Source organism: Rothia sp. HMSC065C12, from assembly GCF_001812085.1.
In the GTDB taxonomy this organism is placed as follows: Bacteria; Actinomycetota; Actinomycetes; order Actinomycetales; family Micrococcaceae; genus Rothia; species Rothia mucilaginosa.
On sequence record NZ_KV807679.1, the window covers coordinates 680,573 to 702,603 of the forward strand.

Annotated in this window: 18 protein-coding genes, 2 tRNA genes and 1 rRNA gene; 8 read left to right on the top strand and 13 right to left on the bottom strand. The window is 57.5% G+C overall.

Annotated elements, in window-relative coordinates:
- Positions 1–95 precede the first annotated feature (95 nt).
- The 10 genes from rrf to dnaA form a co-directional block, all read right to left on the bottom strand.
- Positions 96–212, bottom strand: a 5S ribosomal RNA gene (rrf, locus tag HMPREF2836_RS08865).
- Positions 213–215: 3 nt separating this feature from the next.
- Positions 216–288: transfer RNA gene (locus tag HMPREF2836_RS08870), tRNA-Ala, on the bottom strand.
- 144 nt (positions 289–432) lie between these two features.
- Positions 433–506: transfer RNA gene (locus HMPREF2836_RS08875), tRNA-Ile, on the bottom strand.
- Between the two features lie 199 nt (positions 507–705).
- Entirely contained in the window at positions 706–1,302 is a 597-nt protein-coding gene (locus HMPREF2836_RS08880; protein WP_070630113.1) for a DUF3566 domain-containing protein, read from the bottom strand.
- Positions 1,302–3,932, bottom strand: coding sequence for a DNA gyrase subunit A (gene gyrA, locus HMPREF2836_RS08885; RefSeq protein ID WP_070630114.1), 2,631 nt, complete (start codon positions 3,930–3,932; stop codon positions 1,302–1,304). Before gyrA ends, HMPREF2836_RS08880 begins: the two co-directional genes overlap by 1 nt.
- Positions 3,933–4,011: 79 nt before the next feature.
- Positions 4,012–6,048, bottom strand: a complete 2,037-nt coding sequence (gene gyrB, locus HMPREF2836_RS08890) for a DNA topoisomerase (ATP-hydrolyzing) subunit B (protein ID WP_044149968.1) — start codon at positions 6,046–6,048, stop codon at positions 4,012–4,014.
- A 416-nt stretch (positions 6,049–6,464) separates the two neighbouring features.
- A complete protein-coding gene (locus HMPREF2836_RS08895; RefSeq protein ID WP_049341947.1) occupies positions 6,465–7,160 on the bottom strand; it encodes a DciA family protein in 696 nt (231 codons plus the stop codon).
- Positions 7,153–8,406 (bottom strand): DNA replication/repair protein RecF, encoded by a 1,254-nt coding sequence (gene recF, locus HMPREF2836_RS08900; RefSeq protein ID WP_049341946.1) that lies wholly within the window; start codon positions 8,404–8,406, stop codon positions 7,153–7,155. The genes HMPREF2836_RS08895 and recF overlap by 8 nt, the downstream gene beginning before the upstream one ends.
- 208 nt (positions 8,407–8,614) lie before the next feature.
- Positions 8,615–9,739: a DNA polymerase III subunit beta gene (dnaN, locus tag HMPREF2836_RS08905; protein ID WP_049341945.1), complete on the bottom strand. Its 1,125-nt coding sequence runs from the start codon at positions 9,737–9,739 to the stop codon at positions 8,615–8,617.
- Between the two features lie 799 nt (positions 9,740–10,538).
- Positions 10,539–12,233 carry a chromosomal replication initiator protein DnaA gene (gene dnaA / locus HMPREF2836_RS08910; protein WP_049351854.1) on the bottom strand — a complete coding sequence of 565 codons (1,695 nt, stop codon included), beginning with the start codon at positions 12,231–12,233 and terminating at the stop codon, positions 10,539–10,541.
- Positions 12,234–12,802: 569 nt separating this feature from the next.
- On the opposite strand from dnaA, the gene rpmH reads away from it, so the two are divergent.
- From rpmH to HMPREF2836_RS08950, 8 genes are all read left to right on the top strand, one after another.
- Complete coding sequence (gene rpmH / locus HMPREF2836_RS08915) at positions 12,803–12,940, top strand: 50S ribosomal protein L34 (protein WP_005504094.1); 138 nt, start codon at positions 12,803–12,805, stop codon at positions 12,938–12,940.
- 58 nt (positions 12,941–12,998) lie between these two features.
- Positions 12,999–13,364: a ribonuclease P protein component gene (gene rnpA, locus HMPREF2836_RS08920; protein WP_049338559.1), complete on the top strand. Its 366-nt coding sequence runs from the start codon at positions 12,999–13,001 to the stop codon at positions 13,362–13,364.
- Positions 13,361–13,834, top strand: coding sequence for a membrane protein insertion efficiency factor YidD (gene yidD / locus HMPREF2836_RS08925; RefSeq protein ID WP_049351857.1), 474 nt, complete (start codon positions 13,361–13,363; stop codon positions 13,832–13,834). The genes rnpA and yidD overlap by 4 nt, the downstream gene beginning before the upstream one ends.
- A 51-nt stretch (positions 13,835–13,885) precedes the next feature.
- Entirely contained in the window at positions 13,886–14,875 is a 990-nt protein-coding gene (gene yidC, locus HMPREF2836_RS08930; protein WP_012904383.1) for a membrane protein insertase YidC, read from the top strand.
- A 111-nt stretch (positions 14,876–14,986) separates the two neighbouring features.
- Complete coding sequence (locus HMPREF2836_RS08935) at positions 14,987–15,553, top strand: Jag family protein (protein WP_049341941.1); 567 nt, start codon at positions 14,987–14,989, stop codon at positions 15,551–15,553.
- A gap of 1 nt (position 15,554) precedes the next feature.
- A complete protein-coding gene (gene rsmG / locus HMPREF2836_RS08940; protein ID WP_080973341.1) occupies positions 15,555–16,196 on the top strand; it encodes a 16S rRNA (guanine(527)-N(7))-methyltransferase RsmG in 642 nt (213 codons plus the stop codon).
- Positions 16,197–16,650: 454 nt separating this feature from the next.
- Positions 16,651–17,493, top strand: coding sequence for a ParA family protein (locus HMPREF2836_RS08945; protein ID WP_005504078.1), 843 nt, complete (start codon positions 16,651–16,653; stop codon positions 17,491–17,493).
- Positions 17,494–17,729: 236 nt separating this feature from the next.
- Positions 17,730–19,028 carry a ParB/RepB/Spo0J family partition protein gene (locus tag HMPREF2836_RS08950; RefSeq protein ID WP_049351860.1) on the top strand — a complete coding sequence of 433 codons (1,299 nt, stop codon included), beginning with the start codon at positions 17,730–17,732 and terminating at the stop codon, positions 19,026–19,028.
- 112 nt (positions 19,029–19,140) lie between these two features.
- Here HMPREF2836_RS08950 and trxA read toward each other — a convergent pair whose 3' ends face one another.
- The 3 genes from trxA to HMPREF2836_RS08965 form a co-directional block, all read right to left on the bottom strand.
- Entirely contained in the window at positions 19,141–19,467 is a 327-nt protein-coding gene (gene trxA / locus HMPREF2836_RS08955; protein ID WP_049351863.1) for a thioredoxin, read from the bottom strand.
- A gap of 53 nt (positions 19,468–19,520) precedes the next feature.
- Positions 19,521–20,555 carry a thioredoxin-disulfide reductase gene (trxB, locus tag HMPREF2836_RS08960; RefSeq protein WP_049341938.1) on the bottom strand — a complete coding sequence of 345 codons (1,035 nt, stop codon included), beginning with the start codon at positions 20,553–20,555 and terminating at the stop codon, positions 19,521–19,523.
- A 246-nt stretch (positions 20,556–20,801) separates the two neighbouring features.
- A complete protein-coding gene (locus tag HMPREF2836_RS08965) occupies positions 20,802–21,992 on the bottom strand; it encodes a serine/threonine protein kinase (protein WP_246822855.1) in 1,191 nt (396 codons plus the stop codon).
- Positions 21,993–22,031: the final 39 nt, after the last annotated feature.

Sequence of the window (22,031 nt, forward strand, 5' to 3'; positions counted from 1 at the left end):
CCCCCCCCCCCCGCATCACATCAGCAGATACAACAACTTTGGCGAATACAACAAAAGACCCCGTATCTTTCGATACGGGGCCTTTTTCAAAAATAAACCGGCGATGACCTACTCTCCCACACCCACAAAAGTGCAGTACCATCGGCGCGAAGAGTCTTAGCTTCTGGGTTCGGAATGGAGCCAGGCGTTTCCCTCTTGCTATAATCACCGGAAAGTGGAGGCGAGGGGACTCGAACCCCTAACCCTCTGCTTGCAAAGCAGATGCGCTACCAATTGCGCCACGCCCCCGTCTCAGCGGAAACCACTGTTTAGTTATTTTTCCAAGCCTTCACGACTTCATTGCTCTGGTACTTTTTCAGGACCATCGCAGTGACACACGAAAGAACAGCAAGAATCAATAATTTCTTCATTATTGCCTTTCATAGTGTGGAGTGGGCGTACCAAGAATCGAACTTGGGACCTCTTCGTTATCAGCGAAGCGCTCTAACCGTCTGAGCTATACGCCCTCCCTCTGCGGAATTTCTTCCGTAGAACGAGATATAACTATACAGGTATTTGAAGGTAACACCAAATCAAAAAAGCATGTTCTGCATCACACTTTAATATTGGGGGTTCCCAAGCATACAGAGCGGGGCATGCAGAACGGGCGGCACCGCCTCCACCAGAGACAGAACCGCCCGCACACAAAGCTCAAAAAGCTACAAACTAGGACTCATCGCTCAGAGTCAAGGTCACGCCACCAACCAGCTTCGCAGCCAGGTTGTACAGAATCGCGCCAATCATACCCAGCAGAGTAAAGACCACAGTGTTGACCACAGCAAAAATAGTAGTCACCAAAGCAACCTGACCCAGCGAAATCATCTGCGAAATATCCACAGTGGTCGAACCAGTACCCAGAGAGCTAATCAGCTGGTTCACACCGGTAAACGCACCAGAAGCCTGCAGGAACAGCCACAGAATCACCGAAGCCACCACAGTCACAATGCCCAAAGCAATAGACAGCAAGAAGATCAGCTTAGCCACCGACCACGTATCAACCTTCTGAACCACCAGACGCGCACGACGAATCTTCGAACGCGGCGCAGGACGCACCAGCTGACGGCGCGAACCAGTCGGACGCTTAGCGTTCACAGGGCGCTTGCCAGCAGGACGCTTAGCGGTACCGCCAGGACGACCCTGACCCGAACGTGCCTGAGCCGGGCGACGCGCGCCAGCCTTAGCCGCACCCGAAGACTTAGATGCACCAGCCGACGCCGAACGCTGTGCCGACGCAGGAGAGGAGCTCGCGGGAGTGCTGCTCATTAGTTACCTCCAGTAGCGGTGAGATCGGCAGCCGCCGCTTCACCCTCGTTGTCCGAACCGGGCGCCTCAGAAGACTCCGAAGCCTCGGTGTTCTCAGTGGTTTCATCGTCGCTATCATCCAGCTGACGATCCTGGTTGCGTGCAACACCAATAATAGAATCGCCCTTACCGGGCTTTGCAAAGATAACACCCATAGTATCGCGTCCCTTCGCAGGAACCTCATTCACGTTCGAACGAACGACCTTGCCGCTGGCCATAACCACCAGCACCTCGTCCTCTTCGTCCACAATGAGGCCACCCACCAGGGCGCCACGATCCTCAACTAGCTTAGCAACCTTAATGCCGAAGCCGTTACGGCCCTGCACACGGTACTCATCCACGCTCGTACGCTTCGCGTAACCACCCTCAGTGACCACGAAGACGAAGGAGCCCTCAGTAACCACATTCGCAGAAATCAGCTCATCGCCCTCACGGAACTTCATACCGGTCACACCGGAGGTCGAACGACCCATCGGGCGCAACGACGCATCATCAGCATGGAAGCGCAGCGACATACCGTTACGCGACACCAGCAGAATATCGTCCTTATCCGAAACGGTGAACGCCGAAACAACCTCATCGCCCTCACGCAGGTTAATCGCAATCAGGCCGGCAGTACGGTTCGTATCGTAATCGCTCAGGCGGCTCTTCTTCACCATGCCGCCGCGAGTAGCAAGCACCAGGTACTCAGCATCCTCGTAGCTCTTCAGCTCCATGACCTGAGCAATATGCTCACCGCCCTGGAACTCCAGCAGGTTCGCAATGTGCTGGCCCTTCGCGTCACGACCGGCTTCCTGCAGCTCGTAACCCTTCGCACGGTACACGCGACCCAGGTTCGTGAAGAACAGAATCCAGCTGTGCGTAGTGGTCACAAAGAAGTGCTCCACCACGTCATCACCGCGCAGCGAGGCACCCTTAATGCCCTTACCACCACGGTGCTGGCTACGGTACTGATCACTGCGGGTGCGCTTAATGTAGCCGCCGCGAGTAATCGTCACCACGACCTCCTCCTCGGGGATGAGGTCTTCCATGGACATGTCGCCGTTGTAGCCGTACATAATCTGGGTGCGACGCTCATCGCCGTAGCGGTTCACAATCTCACCCAGCTCCTCAGAGATAATCTCGCGCTGGCGAGTCTCCGAAGCAATAATCGCGTTGTACTCAGCGATCATGCGCATCAGCTCATCGTGACGATCCTGAATCTTCTGACGCTCCAGGGCAGCCAGACGACGCAGCTGCATGTTCAGAATTGCCTGAGCCTGAGCCTCATCAATCTGCAGGAACTCCATCAGGCCGCTACGCGCCTCATCAGCGGTGGGGGAGCGGCGAATCAGGGCAATAACCTCATCCAGAGCATCCAGAGCCTTCAGCAGGCCACGCAGGATGTGCGCTTCTTCCTCTGCCTGACGCAGACGGTAACGGGTACGACGAACGATAACGTCCATCTGGTGATCCACCCAGTGACGCACAAACGCGTCCAGGGACAGGGTACGCGGCACACCATCAACAATGGCGAGCATATTCGCGGAGAAGTTCTCCTGCAGCTGGGTGTGCTTGTACAGGTTGTTCAGCACAACCTTCGGGGAAGCATCACGCTTGAGCACAATCACCAGACGCTGACCGGTACGGCCCGAAGTCTCATCGCGCAGATCCGCGATGCCGGTGACCTTACCGTCCTTGATGAGCTCAGCAATCTTAATCGCCAGGTTATCCGGGTTCGCCTGGTACGGCAGCTCGGTAACCACCAGGCAGGTACGACCGTGGATTTCCTCCACATTGACCACCGCGCGCATGGTGATAGAGCCACGGCCAGTACGGTACGCATCCTCAATGCCCTTGGTACCCAGAATCTGTGCACCTGTCGGGAAGTCGGGGCCCTTAATGCGCGCCATCAGAGCGTTCAGCAGCTCCTCATTGGTGGCGTGCGGGTTCTTCAGGAACCACTCCACACCCTCGGCAACCTCACGCAGGTTATGCGGCGGAATATTGGTCGCCATACCCACAGCAATACCCGAAGAACCGTTGACCAGCAGGTTCGGGATGCGCGCGGGCAGAACGGTAGGCTCCAGGGACTTGCCGTCATAGTTGGGCTGGAAATCAACGGTGTCTTCGTTGATGTCACGCACCATCTCAAGGGCAATGGGAGCCATCTTGGTCTCGGTGTATCGAGGCGCTGCGGCACCGTCGTTACCGGGGGAGCCGAAGTTACCCTGACCCAGAGCCAGCGGGTAACGCATAATCCAGCTCTGAATCAGACGCACCAGAGTGTCGTAGATAGCGATATCGCCGTGGGGGTGGAACTGACCCATCACGTCGCCAACCACGCGGGCACACTTATTGAAGGATCGGTCCGGGCGGTAGCCGCCGTCGTACATCGCGTAGATCACGCGGCGGTGCACGGGCTTGAGGCCGTCACGCACATCCGGCAGGGCGCGGCCAATAATAACCGCCATTGCGTAGTCCAGGTAGGAACGCTGCATTTCGGTCTGCAGGTCCACCTGTTCAATGTGACCGTGGTGGTCTACGCTTTCAGTGCCACCGTTGCTGACGACGTCAACCTCAGTGGATTTATTCTGCTGTTCTTCGCTCATTACTTTCTCATTCCTCAATGACTCGCTCGGCTATATAGCTCATTTGGCATATTCCATACGGGATATATGCCGCTTCGGGCTAGATATCGAGGAATCGAATGTCCTTTGCGTTCTGCTGGATAAACTCACGGCGAGCCTCAACGTCCTCGCCCATCAGAACAGAGAAGATCTGGTCAGCCGCCGCTGCGTCTTCCATCTTCACCTGCAGCAGGGTGCGGCGAGCCGGGTCCATGGTGGTATCCCACAGCTCGGTGTAGTCCATCTCGCCCAGACCCTTGTAACGCTGAATACCGTTGTCCTTAGGCAGGCGCAGGTTCTTTGCCGCGCCACGAGCCAGAGCCTCATCACGCTCAGCATCCGAGTACACGTAGTCGTGCGGAGCGTTCGACCACTTGATGCGGTACAGCGGCGGCTGAGCCAGGTACACATAACCCGCCTCAATCAGCGGACGCATAAAGCGGAAGAGCAGAGTCAGCAGCAGAGTCGTAATGTGCTGGCCGTCGACGTCCGCATCCGCCATCAGAACAATCTTGTGGTAGCGTGCCTTCTCAATATCGAAGTCATCACCAATGCCGGTACCAAAAGCGGTAATCATCGCCTGAATTTCAGCGTTGGACAGGGCACGGTCCAGACGAGCGCGCTCAACGTTCAGGATCTTACCGCGCAGCGGCAGAATAGCCTGAGTATTCGGGTCACGACCCTGAACAGCCGAACCACCCGCGGAGTCACCCTCCACCAGGTAAATCTCAGAGATCGACGGATCCTTCGAGGAGCAGTCCTTAAGCTTACCGGGCATGGAGCTAGTCTCCAGCAGGCCCTTACGGCGGGTCGTCTCGCGTGCCTTACGGGCTGCAATACGTGCCTGAGCGGCGGTGATTGCGCGGCGCACGATGTCCTTCGCCACCGCGGGGTTACGACCGAACCAGTCGCCGAGGTGATCGTTCACCTCGCGCTGGGTGAAGGACTTAGCCTCCGAGTTACCCAGCTTGGTCTTGGTCTGACCCTCGAACTGCGGCTCAGAAATCTTAATCGAAATCACCGCGGTCAGGCCCTCACGCACGTCTTCACCGGTGAGGTTATCGTCCTTATCGCGCAACAGCTTGTTCTCACGCGCGTAACGGTTCACCAGCGAGGTCAGAGCGGCACGGAAACCCTCTTCGTGAGTACCGCCCTCGTGGGTGTTAATCGTGTTCGCGTACGAGTAGACGGACTCCTTGTAGGCGCCGGTCCACTGCATCGCCACTTCCAGGCTCATGTTGCGCTCAGTGTCTTCGGCTTCAAAGGAGACAATCTCCTCGTTCACGATGGTCTTCGCGCCTGCGTTGAGGAAGTGTACGTAGTCGAACAGGCCGTTGTCGTAACGGTAGGTGACAGTCGTGAAACCCTCAGCGTTCGCGTGCACGCGGTTGAGGATGTTTTCCTTCTTCTCACTCTCTTCAGCAACCTCGTCACCGACGAACTTCTCGCGCTCATCGGTCAGGGTGATGGTCAGGCCCTTGTTCAGGAATGCCATCTGCTGGAAACGGGCGCGCAGAGTCTCAAAGTCGAACTCGACGGTCTCGAAAATCTCTGGGTCCGGGTAGAAAGTCTGGATAGTGCCGGTCTTATCGGACGGTTCACCCTTGCGCAGGGGACCATCCGGCACACCACCGTTGGAGAAGGAAATATGCCATGCGTAGCCCTGGCGGTGCACCTCGGTAATCACGCGGGTGGACAGCGCGTTCACCACGGAGATACCCACACCGTGCAGACCACCGGAAACGGAGTAGCCGCCACCGCCAAACTTACCGCCAGCGTGCAGCACGGTCATGACGACCTCAACAGTGGACTTGTGCTCGGTGGGGTGCTCATCCACGGGAATACCGCGACCGTCATCCTCTACGCGAACAGCACCATCAGCCTGGATGGTCACGTCAATTTTGGAGGCGTAGCCGGCGAGCGCTTCGTCGACCGAGTTATCTACGACCTCGTAGACCAGGTGGTGCAGACCGCGCTCAGTGGTCGAGCCAATGTACATGCCGGGGCGCTTGCGAACCGCTTCCAGACCTTCCAGCACGGTAATATCGGATGCACCGTATTCATGCTGCTGTTCAGATGCATTCTGTTCAGATGCCACGAGGCAGAACTCCTTGAGTAGATGATGCAACCGGCAAAGGAAAGCTACGGGCAGCCAAGAGCGGAGCCTAGAACGCCTCACAGAGGGCACAAGAAAGTGCCTGCACAACCCGCGGTGCCGGTGGTACCCATAGGTGGGCACACTTTACGCATTGTCTCTTTTATTTTACCGAGCAAGAGAGCATAAAACCATCTACAAGCGTCACATATTGAGCTTTTTTGGGCACTACCACCCGCTCAAAAGCCCGCTAAGGCGGTTTAGAGTGCCTCAACCCCCTTTTGAGGTAGGGGATACGGTTCACCACTTCGTGGGGGTTGCTGGCGATTCTAAAGCTTTCATAGCGTGCAGAAAAAGGCTTATTTTGACCTAACACCGTTCATTCAGAAGGTGAACGAGCACCAGAGGCACTCAGAAGGCTACCCGTAGGTGTCGCGCACACCGCGCATGCCGGTGGCACGCCGATAGCCTCGCTGATTCCAGCGTCCGTTGTTCGGACCCAGCACGCGAACCTGAGCCACGACACCATCACCCAGTTCACGGCGGAAAAGTTCGATGAGGTGCCCGTGCATCAGGCGCAGCTGAGTCGTCCAGGCGGTAGAGTCGCACTGGACTTCAACAATGGAGTTTTCGAAGCTGATGGGGCGGGTGTGCGCCGCAATTTCAGGGCCCACGAGCTCAGCCCAGCGAGCCAGCACGCTAGAGACTGCCACGGGCTCTTTCCAGCCGCGAGAACGGATCAGAGCGCTGACGATGCCGCCAAGGGGTTTGGGGTCGCGAGAGCTCTCTCCAGGGCCGCTATAGCCACCCATGACGCGGGGGTCCCACCCCTGCGCTCGCCGCGATTTCTTCTTCGAGGCGGTTCCAGACATGACCGCACCAAAATCGCGCATGATTTTATTCGCAGAGAAGGCATTCAGGGGCGCCTCGCCGCGTTCTTGAGCCGCCACTCGCATACGGGTCAGTAGGGCGGAGGGGGCGTCCACCTCGTCACGGTAGAACTCACCCACGCCGTCAACCTCGTACGGGTTTTGAGGCTCCGCAAACTGCGGTTCCGCGAATTCACCGAATGTTTCACGTGAAACATGGTTTTGAGGGCGGACGGGGTTACTCATCGCCATCACCCTCTGCGAGTGCAGAAACGGTCGAGTTCGACTGCCCCGCAGAGTCAGTGACAGAGTCGGTGGCAGGACCAGCGGCAGGCTGCACATACTCGGCGTGCCCCGCCGTCACCGACACCAGGCGGTAGTCGCCCAGCTCCTCCGGAATATCGCTGAGCACCGCACAGGTAATCAGTACCTGCTCCGCGTCGGCAACCATCGCACCCAGGCGGTGGCGGCGCGCAGAATCAAGCTCCGCAAACACATCATCAAGAATCAGAATCGGCGAAGAACCCGCCGAGGAATCATCCTCAACATGCACAAACCAGGACGCCAGTTTCAGCGCCAGCGCAAAAGACCAGCTCTCGCCGTGCGAGGCAAAATGCTTCACCGGCATACCACCGAGCAGCAGGGTAATATCCTCACGATGCGGACCCACCAGGGTCACGCCGCGCTCAATCTCATCGCGCCGACGCTCCGCAAAACCGCGCATCAAAGCCTCCTTGAGGTCCTCAATGCGCATCAGCGCCGCATGCTCGATAGAGCGTTCACCCATGCTCGAAAAAACAGTCGACTCATAGTTGAAACCGACCTCTTTAGAGCCGTCCGTCAGCCCCGCGTAGGCGCGGCGAAGCTGCGGCAAAAAACGCTGCAACAGACGAAAACGCGCAGAAAGCAGCTGAGCGCCCAGGGTCGACAGCTGCTCATCCCAGACCGACAGGGTACTCAAAGCGTTCTCGTCCCGCGCCTTACGTTGCATGGATTTCAGCAACGAATTACGTTGCCGCAAAATCCGCTCATACTCGCTACGGTACCCGGAGACCACCGGACGCAAAGAGCTGGCCAAATCATCCACAAAACGACGACGACCCGCCGGGTCTCCCTTCACCAATTGAAGGTCCTCCGGGGAGAACAGCACCGTGCGGGCAATACCCAGCGCTTCCTTGGCACGCACCGGCGCGGCACGATTAATGCGCACCCGGTTACTCTGCCCCGGAGCAATCTCAAACTCGGTCACCGTCTGCTGCGAACCGCGCACCGTACGGGTGCGAATATAGGCGCGCGAAGCACCCGCCCGAACCAGCGGCCCGTCATGGCTCACACGGTGCGAAGAGAGCGACGCCGCATAGTCAATCGCCTCAACAATATTGGTTTTCCCCACACCATTAGAGCCCAGAAACACCGTAACTCCCGCCGAAAGAGGCAGGCTCAGCAGAGCATAGGTGCGGTAATCCAACAACGAAATATGGTCGATATACACCGGAAGCTCCTTTCACGGGGTTTCATACGCGGGTTCTTAGCTGGGGGTTCTTATTTTAGGGGGCTTCACGGCACCGGACTGAAGGGCACAGTGAGAGGTCACAACACTAGGTTTTTCCGCGCGAATGGACACAGAAAAACAGCGCAACCCCGCACATACCCACGATGCATAGGGCACCGAAAGACGTGCGGGGCGGCAAACACTGAAACTAGTTCGACGGCAGGCGAACCGGCATCAGCAGGTAACGGTAGTTGCGGTCATCCTCAGCCAGAGGCTCGTCCTGACCGGAAATCACGGCGGGCTTCGGCGCATCGGTGAAGGAGAAACGAACGAACTCTGTACCGAAAACCTTCAAACCGTCCGAGAGGTAAGCGGGGTTGTACGCAACGGTGATGTCATCACCGGACAGGTGCGCCTGCAGAGTCTCGGAAGCCTGAGCTTCATCACCGCGGCCGGCATCAATAGCAACCGAACCCTGAGTGAACTTCAGACGCAGGGGAGTGTTGCGCTCCGCCACGAGGGAGATACGGCGAGCAGCCTCAGCCAGGTCGGAGGTGCGAACCACCGCGTGAATCGGGGTCTGCTCGGGGAACAGCGCACGGATGTTGGGGTAGTCGCCATCCATCAGAACGCTGGTGGTGCGGCGGGTACCCGCTGCGAAGCCGATCAGCTCGCCCGCTGCGGGCAGGGCGATAGACAGATCGCCGGAACCGGAGAGGGTGCTACCAACCTCGGAGACGGTCTTAGCCTTCAGCAGCACAGCCGCCTGAACGTCGGGGTTGACCGGGTTCCACTTGATTTCGCGCATTGCCAGGCGGTAGCGGTCGGTGGCGAGCAGGGTCATGGTGTCGCCATTGATTTCTACGCGGATACCGGTCAGCAGCGGCAGGGTCTCATCCTTGGACACCGCAATCTGAACCTGCTTGACGGCTTCAGCGAATTCGGCACCGTCCACGGTACCGGAAATTTCGGGAAGCTCAGGAAGCTCGGGGTAGTCCACGACCGGCATACCAGCCAGCTGGAAGTTAGCGGAACGGCAGTGAATACGAATCACGGACTCATCTGCGGTGAACTCGACGGGTGCGTTCGGCAGGGAGCGGCAAATTTCTGCCAGGATCTTGCCGGGAACCAGGCAAACGCCTTCTGCTTCAACATCGGCTGCAATGACCTGGCGGGCGCTGGTCTCGTGATCGAAGCTTGCGATGCTGACCTCACCTGCGGAGGCGGTAATCAGCAGACCGTTGAGTACGGGGGAGGTGGGACGCAGCGGAAGTGAGCGTGCCGTCCAGCCGACTGCTTCGGCAAGGACATCGCGTTCAACGGTGAATTTCATCGAGAAGGCGCCTTTCACGGAAATAGAGAATAGTCTTTGGGCGCACGTAAAGCTTTGGACGATAGAGCCGGAAATACCGCGTGCTCTGATGCGCAGTGAATCTTCCGCGCGCGCGTCTATCCATCCTACCGGATTTTGTAATTACACAGAGACTCGAAGGTCGATCCTGCAGCGAAAAATCGGGTGAAATGAGGCATGTAGGGTCACTGTATTTTTGTAATTACAAAGATAGTCGGAAGGCGTATCAAACCTAGTCGAAAACAGGTTCGAATTAGGTGATGGTTCGGTGTTGGTTTCTTCTTCAAACCCAACCTTCAAATCCAACCCCAGAGATAGAGTGCAGCTATCGATCCAAATCCGCGAAAATCTACGTTTTCAGTAAGGGTGCACAGAAAAACCTGAAACAGCCCGGTTGGTCGAGCAGAACTACTTGTTATGGGGAGGATTTTTTCTTTAAGTACAGTAGTATTGTTAACGCTTGTGGAAACGGTGGAAAACCCCTTCCTCGCCTGCAATGACGCGGAAGTAGCCTGTGGACATTAAGTGGAAGAAACCACTCAACGCTGAGGATGCATTGTGTATGGATATTTATACATTTCCTCGATTCCACACCTTTTGAATATTCATGCACTTAACGTCCACACGAACGCATGAGTTAAAGCACAGCTTATCCACACCCCAAAAATCTAGCTTTCAGAGTCGCTAAAATCTTGGATCCAGCGTGAAGCCCCCGCCCCAAAGCCTATAAAACACCTAGTCGAGGCATAAAATAAGCTACGGGACAGGAATAAAAGCGCATCTAGCCAGCGGCGCGCTGCTCCTGGCGGATCAAATTCGTCAGCTCAGTAACCTGATTGAAAATCGTCTGACGCTCCGCCATCTGCGCGCTCACCTTACGCACCGCGTGCATCACCGTCGTATGGTCGCGGCCGCCCAAGTCGTTACCAATACGCGGCAGGGACATCTCGGTCAGCTCACGCAGAAGATACATCGCCACCTGACGCGCATTCGTGAGCGTACGGGTGCGAGACTTCGACTGCATATCCTCAATGGACACATCAAAATACTTCGCCACCGTCGCCAAAACCAGCGCCGACGTAATCTCCGCACCACCGGTATCAGAGAGCAAATCCTTCAGATAGGTCTCCGCCTCAGCCAGGGTAATAGGCTCCGGCGGCTTCTTCATCGAGGCGGCAGCGCTCGCACGAATCAGAGCGCCCTCCAACTCGCGAATATTGGCCGTGACATGGGAAGCAATGTACTCCATGACGTCATCGCGCACCGGCAAAATCTCGTTCTGAGCCTTCTTCCGCAGAATCGCGATACGAGTCTCCAGCTCCGGAGGCTGCACATCCACGTTCAGGCCCGAACCGAAACGCGAACGCATACGCTCAGCGAAACCGGTCAGCTGCTTCGGCGGCAAATCAGAGGTAATCACGATCTGCTTCTGGTGGTTGTACAGGGCGTTAAACGTATGGAAGAACTCCTCCATCGTCGCCTCTTTACCCGCCAAAAACTGGATATCGTCAATCAGAAGAACGTCAACATTGCGGTAAATCTGCTTGAACGACGAACCCTCATCATCACGGATCGAGTTAATGAAGTCATTCGTGAACTCCTCAGAATTCACGTAGCGCACCCGCAAATTCGGGTACAGATACTTGGTGTAGTGGCCAATCGCGTGCAGCAGGTGGGTCTTACCCAGACCCGAACCGCCGTAGATGAACAGCGGGTTGTAGACAATGCCGGGCTGCTCCGCCACCGCGAAAGCGCTCGCGTGTGCAAAGCGGTTGGACTGACCAATCACGAAGGTGTCGAAGGTGTAGTTCGGGTTCAGTCGGGCAGAGCTATCCCAAGTCGGCGCGTTTTCCGGGTCTTCATGCGGATGCACCTGCTGGGCCTCCGGTACCGCCGGGGCGTCCGGAACGAAAGTGGGTGCCGGGTACTCGCGAGGCGCACCCGCGACAGAAGCCGCCGGCTGCTGTGCGGAGGGGAATCCGGTACGCTCCGCCTCCAAAGCCTGCAGGGAGGGGCGGGTGACCTGCTCATCGGCGGGCACTTCGTAATGGTCAGGGCCCGGATGCGGCTCGGTGTAGTACTCAAAAGCGCGCGAACCGGCGGGCGCCTCAGGATGTGCAGAAGCCGCCGGAACGACAGCAGGTGCATGCGACTGCTCAGCAGGCACCTCACGCTCACCATGGAAAACGTCCTGACTTGCAGGTTCAACCGGAATCATCGACTCATTCACATCGAAAAGCGCGGTAGTCGACGGGCCAAATGCCTCGTGCAGAGCCGTACGGAACGAAGCGCTAATCTGCTCCTCAAAGACCGCACGGGTGAGCTTATTCGGCACCTCAATGATGAGGCGAGAAGAACCCATCAATCCCTGAGGCTGCGCAAGATTCACGAAACCGCGCTGACGTGCCGTCACCGCCGGATCGGCGGCAAGAATGGAGAGCAGATGCGCCCAGCGCGCCTGAAGGGAGTCGGTCATGGAATTCTTTACTTTCACTCGATGTGAAGCGGTGGTGCAGTAAAGAAATCATGCCGGAAACCACCGCGAGGTCATTAAGATTCTACCCGCTTAATACACAGGGGGAGAAAGTTATCCACAAGAGTTTTCCACACGGTGGAAAACTTGTAATTACAGGGGTGGATAAGCGGTGGATTTAAGTGTATAACAGGCCTTCTTCCCTGATATTTAGCGGAAAACTCCAAAAGCTCAAGGATGTGGATAACTCACCGATAGTAGGGGGTTTGGGTGGGATATGCACCGTAGTGGATACCGTACTGCTGTAAATATCCCCAGGCTTACACTCCAAGAGCACGTAGTGTCTCCACAGCCTGTATACCCGCCGCAATCACCGCCTCCACACCACAAACGAGCCCGGAATCACGCGGAAAAAAGCGTCAAGAACTTGATTTACGCCCTCCACTCTTCTAAAGTTGTGCTGTTGTGTGTGCACCGCCTACTGCGAATAGTCGCGGTACCTCCGTGCACCAAGAAGCGTACGGTTCCGATACCCGCGAGGGCACGAACCGCAAAAATCAAGGAGACAAAGTATGAGCAAGCGTACTTTCCAGCCGAACAACCGCCGTCGCGCTAAGAAGCACGGCTTCCGTCTGCGTATGCGTACCCGTGCAGGCCGCGCGATTCTGTCGAGCCGCCGCGGTAAGGGCCGCGCAAAGCTCTCGGCCTAATCACGGCATATAGTTCGCCACATGAGCCGAATCTCCCACACTACGTAAAGGGGAACACGTGCTGCCTCAACGGCACCGTATGCGCACCAGCGCTGAATTCTCCCACGCCTTCCGTTCCGGCATCCGTACAGGACGTCGGAACATCGTTGTATCTACGGCGAAAAATCCTGGAAAAACAACCCAGGTAGGTTTCATTGTGTCGAAGGCGGTGGGCAACGCAGTCACACGCAATCTGGTCAAGCGCCGGTTGCGTGAACTTGCCGCGCTCACCTGCGCCGCGCATCCGGAAGGCTACGCCATTGCTGTGCGAGCGCTTCCCGCCTCCGCGAGCGCCAGCTGGGATCAGTTGCGCCGCGACTACGAATCGGCACTCGAGACCGCGTTCGCTAAGCTCGACCTGCCTCAGAGCAAGGAGAAGCCGTGAGCCGTTCCCAGCGTGACCGCTGTGAAGAACGCTTCCACGCGCATCACAGCGGTACCTATAGCGCATCTGCTGAGACTCTGGGCCCCGACGAGCTGCTGGAACTAGCACCTAACGAATTCGTGAGGGCTGAAACTTTCCTGCAGGCACTCTACGTTCTACCGCAGAACCTGCTGATCGCGTGCATGAAGGCCTACCGCAAGGTCGTCTCCCCCCTCTACGGGGATGTGTGCCGCTACTACCCGACCTGCTCAGCCTACGCTCTGGAGGCGCTAACCACCCACGGTGCGATGGGCGGGCTTTCCCTGACGGTGCGCCGTATTCTGCGGTGTGTTCCCTGGGCGACCGGAGGTATCGACCCAGTCCCGGAGGGGAAGCGTACTTTCGCTCCCGGAGCAGAACCGAAAATTATTCTGCTCAACCACCCCCATCTTTACACCCCTCACACCGGTGGTGACGCTCGCCCTGAGTAGGCGGCGCCTCCCACACAATGACTTAGCCGAGTCCTTAAGGAGTATTCCCGCGTGAATATTTTTGATTTGATTCTTTGGCCGTTTAAATGGATCGTCTCCGTGGTCCTGTGGCTGTTCCACACTCTTTTCACCTCGCTGGGCATGGACCCGGCGTCCGGCCTGACTTGGGTTCTGTGCATTATCTTCCTGACCCTGGTGATGCGTACCCTGACCATTCCGCTGTTCGTCAAGCAGATTAAGGCTATGCGCGGTATGACCGCGATGCAGGGCGATATGGCGAAGCTGCAGGAGAAGTACAAGGGTAAGAAGGACCAGCTCTCCCGCCAGGCTATGGCTCAGGAGCAGATGGAAATGTACCGTAAGCACGGTACGAACCCCTTCGCCTCCTGCCTGCCGATTCTGGCGCAGATGCCGATCTTCTTCGGTCTGTACCAGGTGCTGATGAGCGTGCCCACCGCAGCGCAGAATAACCAGGGCGTGCTCATGCTGCCGGCTGAGCTAGTGCATCAGTTCAACGACTCCCAGATTTTCGGTGCTCAGCTCTTCGCGACCATGATGCACCCGGGGGCTGGCGACGCCACCGCGACCGTTGTTCAGGCGGTCATCATGATTGTTCTGATGAGCGCCACCCAGTTCTACATCCAGAAGCAGCTGAGCGTGAAGAACATGTCGGAGGCTGCTCTGAACTCTCCGATGTTCCGTCAGCAGCAGATGATTATGTACATCTTCCCGATCATCTTCGCTGTTTCCGGTATTAACTTCCCCCTTGGTGTGCTGTACTACTGGACCGTCTCGAACCTCTGGTCGCTGGGTCAGCAGTGGTGGGTTATCCGCAACAACCCGACCCCCGGTTCCCAGGCGGAGCGTGAGCTGAACGCCCGCCGTGCGGCGAAGGGCCTGCCCCCGGTGGGTAAGACCCGCGAGCAGCACGAGAAGGACCTGCAGGAGGCGCGTGAGCGTGCCGCAGCCGGTCAGCGCCAGCAGCCGGTGAGTAAGAAGCGCCAGAAGCAGCAGCGCAATAAGCAGAACGGAAAGAAGTAGTTTTCTTCCGTGATTCGGGCCGGGTTCTCGCCACGTGTGGCGCGGGCCCGGCGCCGTGTATGAGATACTTTTTACCCCTAGGACACCCCTCCGAACACCCCGAGGATTATTGTGACTGAAGCTATGGAATATGAGGACGAGCAGCTCGTTGAGGAGCAGCTGGTAGAGGAGCCCCTTGAGGGCGAAGAAGACGATTTTGAGGACATCGACGAGGAAGGCGATATTGCCGCTGACTACCTCGAGGAGCTCCTCGATATTGTTGATATGGACGGCGACATTGATATTGAGGTGCGCAATAACCGCATCTACCTGTCGGTCGTCAATGACGATGATGACAACGAGGAACTGCGCCACCTGGTTGGTCGCCACGGCGAGGTGCTGGAGGCTCTGCAGGAGCTGGTGCGCCTCTCCGTCCTGGCTGGTAACGGCACCCGTTCCCGCCTGATTCTGGATATCGCTGGTTACCGCGCTGAGCGCCGTGAGCAGCTGGAGAAGATCGCTGCTGACGCGATTGAGAAGGTGCGCGCTACCGGTCGTGATGAGCACATGAAGCCGCTGAGCCCGTACGAGCGTAAGGTCGTGCACGATGTGGTGGCTGCTGCTGGCCTGTACAGCGAGTCTGAGGGCGAGGGTCCCCGCCGCCACGTGGTGATTTCTCTTCCCGAGGTAGGAGCCTAGTATGGAGACTTCGATGGTTGCTCTCAATGAGAGCGAGCGCGCCGCAGCGGAGACTGTGTTCGGTGAGCGTCTGCCTCTGGCGGAGCGCTACGTGCAGCACTTGGCGACGACCGGTATTGAGCGCGGTCTGATTGGCCCGCGTGAGGTGCCGCGCCTGTGGGCTCGCCACGTGCTGAACTGTGCCGTGGTGCAGGAGTACATTGCACCGAATGTGTCGGTGGCTGATGTTGGCTCTGGCGCCGGCCTGCCCGGTCTGTGCCTGGCGATTGCCCGCCCGGATTTGAAGCTGACTTTGATTGAGCCTCTGGAGCGCCGCGTGATTTGGCTGAATGAGGTTGTCGAGGATCTAGGCCTGGAGAACGTGACCGTGCTGCGCTCGCGTGCCGAGCAGGCTGTGGGCGCCGTGGAGGCCGATGTGGTGACTGCACGCGCTGTGTCCGCCCTGGTGGGCCTGCTGGACATCACTCTGCCGATTCTGCGCGGCACCGGTGAGCTGCTGGCTCTGAAGGGTCGTAGTGCCGCGGAGGAGATTACTAAGGCGAAGAAGAAGCTGAACCGTTACGGTGCGCGTGAGACTGAGATTCTCACCGCCGGCGGTGACCTGCTGGAAGAGCCGACGACGGTGGTTCGAGTTCGCCTCTAAAAGTTTCGCCCCGAATGGGCGGTACCGCAATGAGCTAGTGAATAGGCTGGCTTACGCGGTACCGCCCATTTTTGTACGCTGGCTTGCCGGGCGCGCGGCAATTGCATCCGTAGAGTACATAGAATGACCTCTCGCGTGGAGTATTGACCTGATGCCGGGTACCCTTAAGGAAGGATTGAAACCTTAGACTCTTCTACATTAAAGCCTAATGGTTCAGTAAAGGGTACCGAGCCCTTCAGAACCATTCGGGCAGCACCAATGTTTCACGTGAAACATTGCAGACTTCATTACCTCGCGGAGTATGTTTCACGTGAAACATGTCGGGAATGAGTAGTGGCAGGGGAGTAGGGGAGTAGACCCGCCTCGCGCACAAATACCGCAGAGTATTGCCACGCGCGAGGCACCAGACGAAGCATCACCGTAGACACACCACCCGGAATATGGAAGGCACCCGATGACTCCTCAAGCTCAGAAATCTGTTGCAGATTTACTCCCCAAGCCTGTGCATACGCGTGTCTTCACCGTGTCGAACCAGAAGGGTGGCGTGGGTAAAACCAGCACCGCCGTGAACCTCGCAGCCGCGCTCGCGGAGGCTGGACTGAACGTCCTGGTTATCGATAACGACCCGCAGGGTAACGCTTCGACCGCACTGGGCATTGAGCACGGCGTGGATGTTCCCAGCGTCTACAACGTTCTGATTGAGGATAAGCCGCTTTCTGAAATTGTTCAGGAATGCCCCGATATGCCCGGCCTGTTCTGCGCCCCCGCCAATATCGACCTTGCGGGCGCGGAGATTGAACTGGTCTCCCTGGTGGCACGCGAGACTCGCCTCAAGAATGCTCTGATGGACTACACCGAGTGGCGCGAGAAGCAGGGTATGGAGCGCCTGGACTATGTCTTCATCGACTGCCCGCCGAGCCTCGGCCTGCTGACCGTCAATGCCTTCGTTGCGGCAGAAGAGATTCTGATTCCGATCCAGTGCGAGTACTACGCTCTGGAAGGTCTGAGCCAGCTGCTGAAGAATATTCAGATGATTCAGAAGCACCTGAACTCCAAGCTGCGCATCAGTACAATCCTGCTGACCATGTACGATGCTCGTACCAACCTGGCATTCCAGGTGGCAGAGGAGGTGCGCGAGCACTTCCCGGAGGAGACTCTGGGTGTAAAGATTCCTCGTTCGGTTCGTATCTCTGAAGCTCCCAGCTATCAGCAGACCGTCATTACCTACGATTCTTCGTCGACTGGTGCTCGCGCCTACCGCGAAGCGGCACAGGAACTCTCACGCCGTTCCGCATAATCTAAATCTTTTGAAATGAGCCCTTTTGAATTGTCTATTGATGATTCAAAAGGGCTCATTTTGTGCGGTATTTTCTGGGTGAAACCCGAGAAAACATCCTTAGTGAATTAATTATCAGGAATAATTTGGATTACGTGCCATGCAGTTTTCACTTCTGCTTTCGAGTGCTTATTTCGTTTACACTAGATGAAGAAGAAAAAATGAGCGGGCTCGTCCGGGAGTCCTAAGGAGTAACGATGGCTGAAAAGCGACGCGGCTTGGGTCGTGGCCTGGGGGCGCTGATCCCTCAGAGTACGAAGAATTCTGGTAATGCTGAGGCGAAGGCGTCCGAAAAGACTGCGGCAGCAAAGACTGCACCCAAGAAGGTGTCTACTCCGATTGAAGAGTCGATGACTGACGGTCTCTTTGAAATGGCTCACGAGGCCAAGCCGGAGAAGCAGCGTAAGAGCACTAAAGCTGAGTCTGTAGAAGCTAAGCCTGCTGAAGCTGCACCCGCTCAGGAAAAGCCTGTTGAAGCTCAGAAGGTAGAGGAGAAGGTCGAATCTCCCGCCTCCTCGCAGGATGTTTCACGTGAAACATCGAAGAAGAAGCCTCGCGTGGATATGGGTGCGGCACTGCGCAACACCACCCTGACTCGCCGCCCGGTGGACTTCTTCTTTGGTGAAGATGTCTCCACCCCGCAGTCCGCTTCTGAGGAACAGAGCGGCCTGGTTCCGGTTCCCGGTGCCCAGTTTGCCGAGCTGAACGTTCGCGATATCCACCCGAACCGCAAGCAGCCCCGAACCGACTTTGATGAGCAGGACATGGAAGAGCTCATCCACTCGGTGCGTGAGATTGGTGTTCTGCAGCCGATCGTCGTGCGTCCCTCGCGCGAAAACGGCACCGAAAAGTATGAGCTGGTCATGGGTGAGCGCCGCTGGCGTGCAACCCAGGCGGCTGGACTGAGCACCATCCCGGCGATTGTTCGTGAGACTGAAGACGGCGACCTGCTCCGTGACGCCCTGCTGGAGAACCTGCACCGCAGCCAGCTGAACCCCATTGAAGAGGCGGCGGCATACCAGCAGCTCATGGAGGAGTTCGACACTACTCAGGAACAGTTGGCTAAGCGTATTGGTCGTTCTCGCCCCCAGATTTCGAATACGATTCGTCTGCTGAAGCTGCCGGCTCTGGTGCAGCGTCGCGTTGCGGCGGGTATTCTCTCCGCGGGTCACGCGCGCGCCCTGCTGGCTCTGACGGACCAGGCTCAGATTGAGACTCTTGCACAGAAGATTGTGAATGAGGGACTGTCGGTTCGCGCAACTGAGGAGCTGGTGAACCATGCATCCGGCGCTGCGGAGGTGAAGGAGCGCAAGGCTCCTCAGCCTCAGAAGCACCGTGAGCGCCTGGATTATATTGCGGAGGCTTTTGCTGACAAGCTCGATACTTCGGTGAAGATTTCGCTGGGTGCTCGCAAGGGTAAGATGACCATCGAATTTGCGAATGTTGAGGATCTGAACCGCATTATCCGCGTTTTGGATTCTGATTTCTTGGGCTAAATTTTCGCGTAAAACAATATTTAGCAACTGAAATCAGTTGTATATACAAAAAACCCTCGGTGATGTTTCACGTGAAATATCACCGAGGGTTTTTCTTTAGCTTCTCGAAAGATTAGCCCAGGTGCTCGGAGAACTCAGCCAGCAGAGCGGGCTTCGTCTTAGCACCTACGGTCTTCTTGATGACCTCGCCATCCTTGAAAAGGTAGATGGCGGGAATAGAGGTAATGCCGTACTTCATAGCGGTATCGCCATTCGCCTCAACATCTACCTTGACCACGTCGACCTGACCGGCGTACTCGCCAGCGATCTCGTCAATCACGGGGCCGACCATGCGGCAGGGGCCGCACCATTCAGCCCAGAAGTCCACGATAACGGGCTTGTCGTTCTTCAGAACCAGTTCGTCAAAAGTGGCATCAGTTGCCTGCTGTGCACTGCTCATGGAGTGCTCCTTTCTGACACGGGGTGGATTCCCCTGCGAGTAATACGAATAGTTTAGAGGTTTTCGAGGTAGTGCTGCGCGTCCAGAGCGGCAACAGCACCGGAACCGGCAGCAATAATTGCCTGGCGGTAGGTCGGGTCAATCACGTCACCGGCAGCGAAAACGCCGGGAACGGAAGTCTTCGAGGAACGACCCTGAACCGCGATGGTGTGGTTCTCGGTAATCTCCAGCTGGTCACGTACCAGTTCCACGCGAGGATCGGAGCCAATAGCGATGAACAGACCCTGAACAGCCAGCTGGCGCTCAGAACCGTCCTTGGTGTTGGTCAGGGTGATCGACTCGAGGTTGCTCTCGCCGTGAACGGCGGTGACAGCCGAGTCCCAGACAACCTCAATCTTCGGGTTGTTGAACACGCGGGTCTGCATGATTTCCGAAGCGCGGAAAGAATCGCGGCGGTGCACCAGGTACACCTTGGATGCGAAGGTCGTCAGGAACAGTGCCTCCTCCAGCGCGGAGTCGCCACCGCCGACCACTGCGATTTCCTTGTCCTTGAAGAAGAAGCCATCGCAGGTTGCGCACCAGGAGACGCCGTAACCGGAGAGTCGGTCTTCGCCCTCGATGTTGAGCTTACGGACCTGAGAACCGGTGGTCATGATGACGGTCTTTGCCAGGTGAACGGCGCCGTCAGCGGTGTAGACCTTCTTCACGTCGCCGGTGAGTTCAACCTTCTCTACGTCCTGGTAGCGGATGTCAGTGCCGAAACGCTCAGCCTGCTGACCGATGTTCTCCATCAGCTCGGGGCCCTGGATGCCCTGAATGAATCCGGGGAAGTTCTCGACCTCGGTGGTGTTCATGAGGGAGCCGCCGGGCGCCAGGGAGCTGGCGAAGAGGACAGGCTTCAACTCGGCGCGTGCCGCGTAGATTGCCGCGGTGTAACCAGCGGGGCCGGAGCCCACAATAATGACGTTGTGGACGGTTGCGTCGGCCTCAACCTCGGCTGCCGGTGCCGCCTTGGTGGCGGGTGCGGAAGCGAGGTTCAGATTGCCCAGGGCGGAGCCTCCGAAGAGGCCTCCCAGATTCTCAGTCATCAGATATATCTTTCCGTTGTAGGTCTTTCGTTCTGCCCCTATAACAGGGCTTTATCCTCGATTATTCCATTTTTGGGGGACCCTTATCCAGATACTCCGCGCACTGTGAATCTTTGAGTAGCCACCCTGCCATAAAGAGTCATAAATAGACATCAAAAAGGGCGGGGCTTCCGAACTGTTGAGTTCAGAAGCCCCGCCCTTGTGTCTGGGGCGTGAGCGCACTGTCGGCGTCGCGTTATGGGTTGATTAGTCCACCTTGATTTCGTTGATGCGCAGACCGTAATTCCACGTTCCAATCGGCAGGGAGAGGCGGGGCAGCTCGTTGACCACGATGATCACGTAGGCACCCTTTTCCGCGCTCTGCTTGGAGGTGTCCAGGGTGACGACTGCATCCTTGCCTTCGAAGGTGCCCTTGCCGACCTCAACCGCACCGTCCAGGGATGCAGAGCTGTTGGTGTAGACGGTGAAGGAGCCGCCGGTGCCGGTGTTCTGCTGAATGGTCAACTTGGAGACGACGGTGGGGGTCTGCAGCTTCAGTGCCAGGCCGAATTCCTTGATGGTGCCGGCGTAGTTGGCGGTGCCGAAGCCGTAGCTGATCCATGCGGTGTTGGCGTTACCGTCGGTCAGGTTCGGGATGAGGGTGTCCATGTCGTTCATGAACGTGGGGTTCGAGGGCACGAAGCGAGCCACGGACGCGATCTTCGCCGGTGCGTTCGATGCCTTAGCGGTCGGGGATGCCGATGCGCTGGCGTTTGCCGCAGCCGATTCGGAGGCGGACATAGAGGACTTGGGGGTGTGCGGTGCGGCTGCCTGGTTGGAGCCGATTGCGCCCAGGGAGGTGAGGATACCGCCTGCGACGATGACGAGCAGCAGGACTGCTGCCAGGGCGACGGCCCAGGTGCCGCGGCTGCCGTCTTCTTCGTCTTCGTCATCCTCGTAGATGCTGGTGGGTTCGGAGTACGCGGTGACGGCTGCGCTGTCGGATGCGTTCCAGTTCTTGGCAGCGGTGATGCTCTCCTGGTTGGCGCTGGAAGCAGAGACCTTCTCGTAGGTGTTGGGGGAGCTGCCGCTTTCGGAGTCGCCGAAGATTTCGGTGCCCAGCGCGTCTTCTGCGTTGGAGAGTGCGTGGTTTTCGACCAGCAGGGTGTCCAGCAGGGTGTCGGGGCGGGTGTGGGAGGTGACGAGGTAGCGGCTACCTTCGGGGGTGATGCCCAGGTCGAGAATCTGGATGTTGCCGCGTGCGTTGGTTGCGAGCGCGCGGGAGTTTGCTTCCAGCAGTGCGCTGCGGCTGGGCGATGCGACGACGACCGAGACCTTACGGTTGAGAATCTGGTCGGTGCCTTCAAGCACCATGTCGGATTCTGCCGTAATGATGATGTGTGCGGTGATCTCGTAGCGGCCTCCGAGGACCGATCCGACCGGAATCTGTTGCGACAACGTGTTCTCCCGAGGTGGTTTCATAGTGCCTGCCGTGTG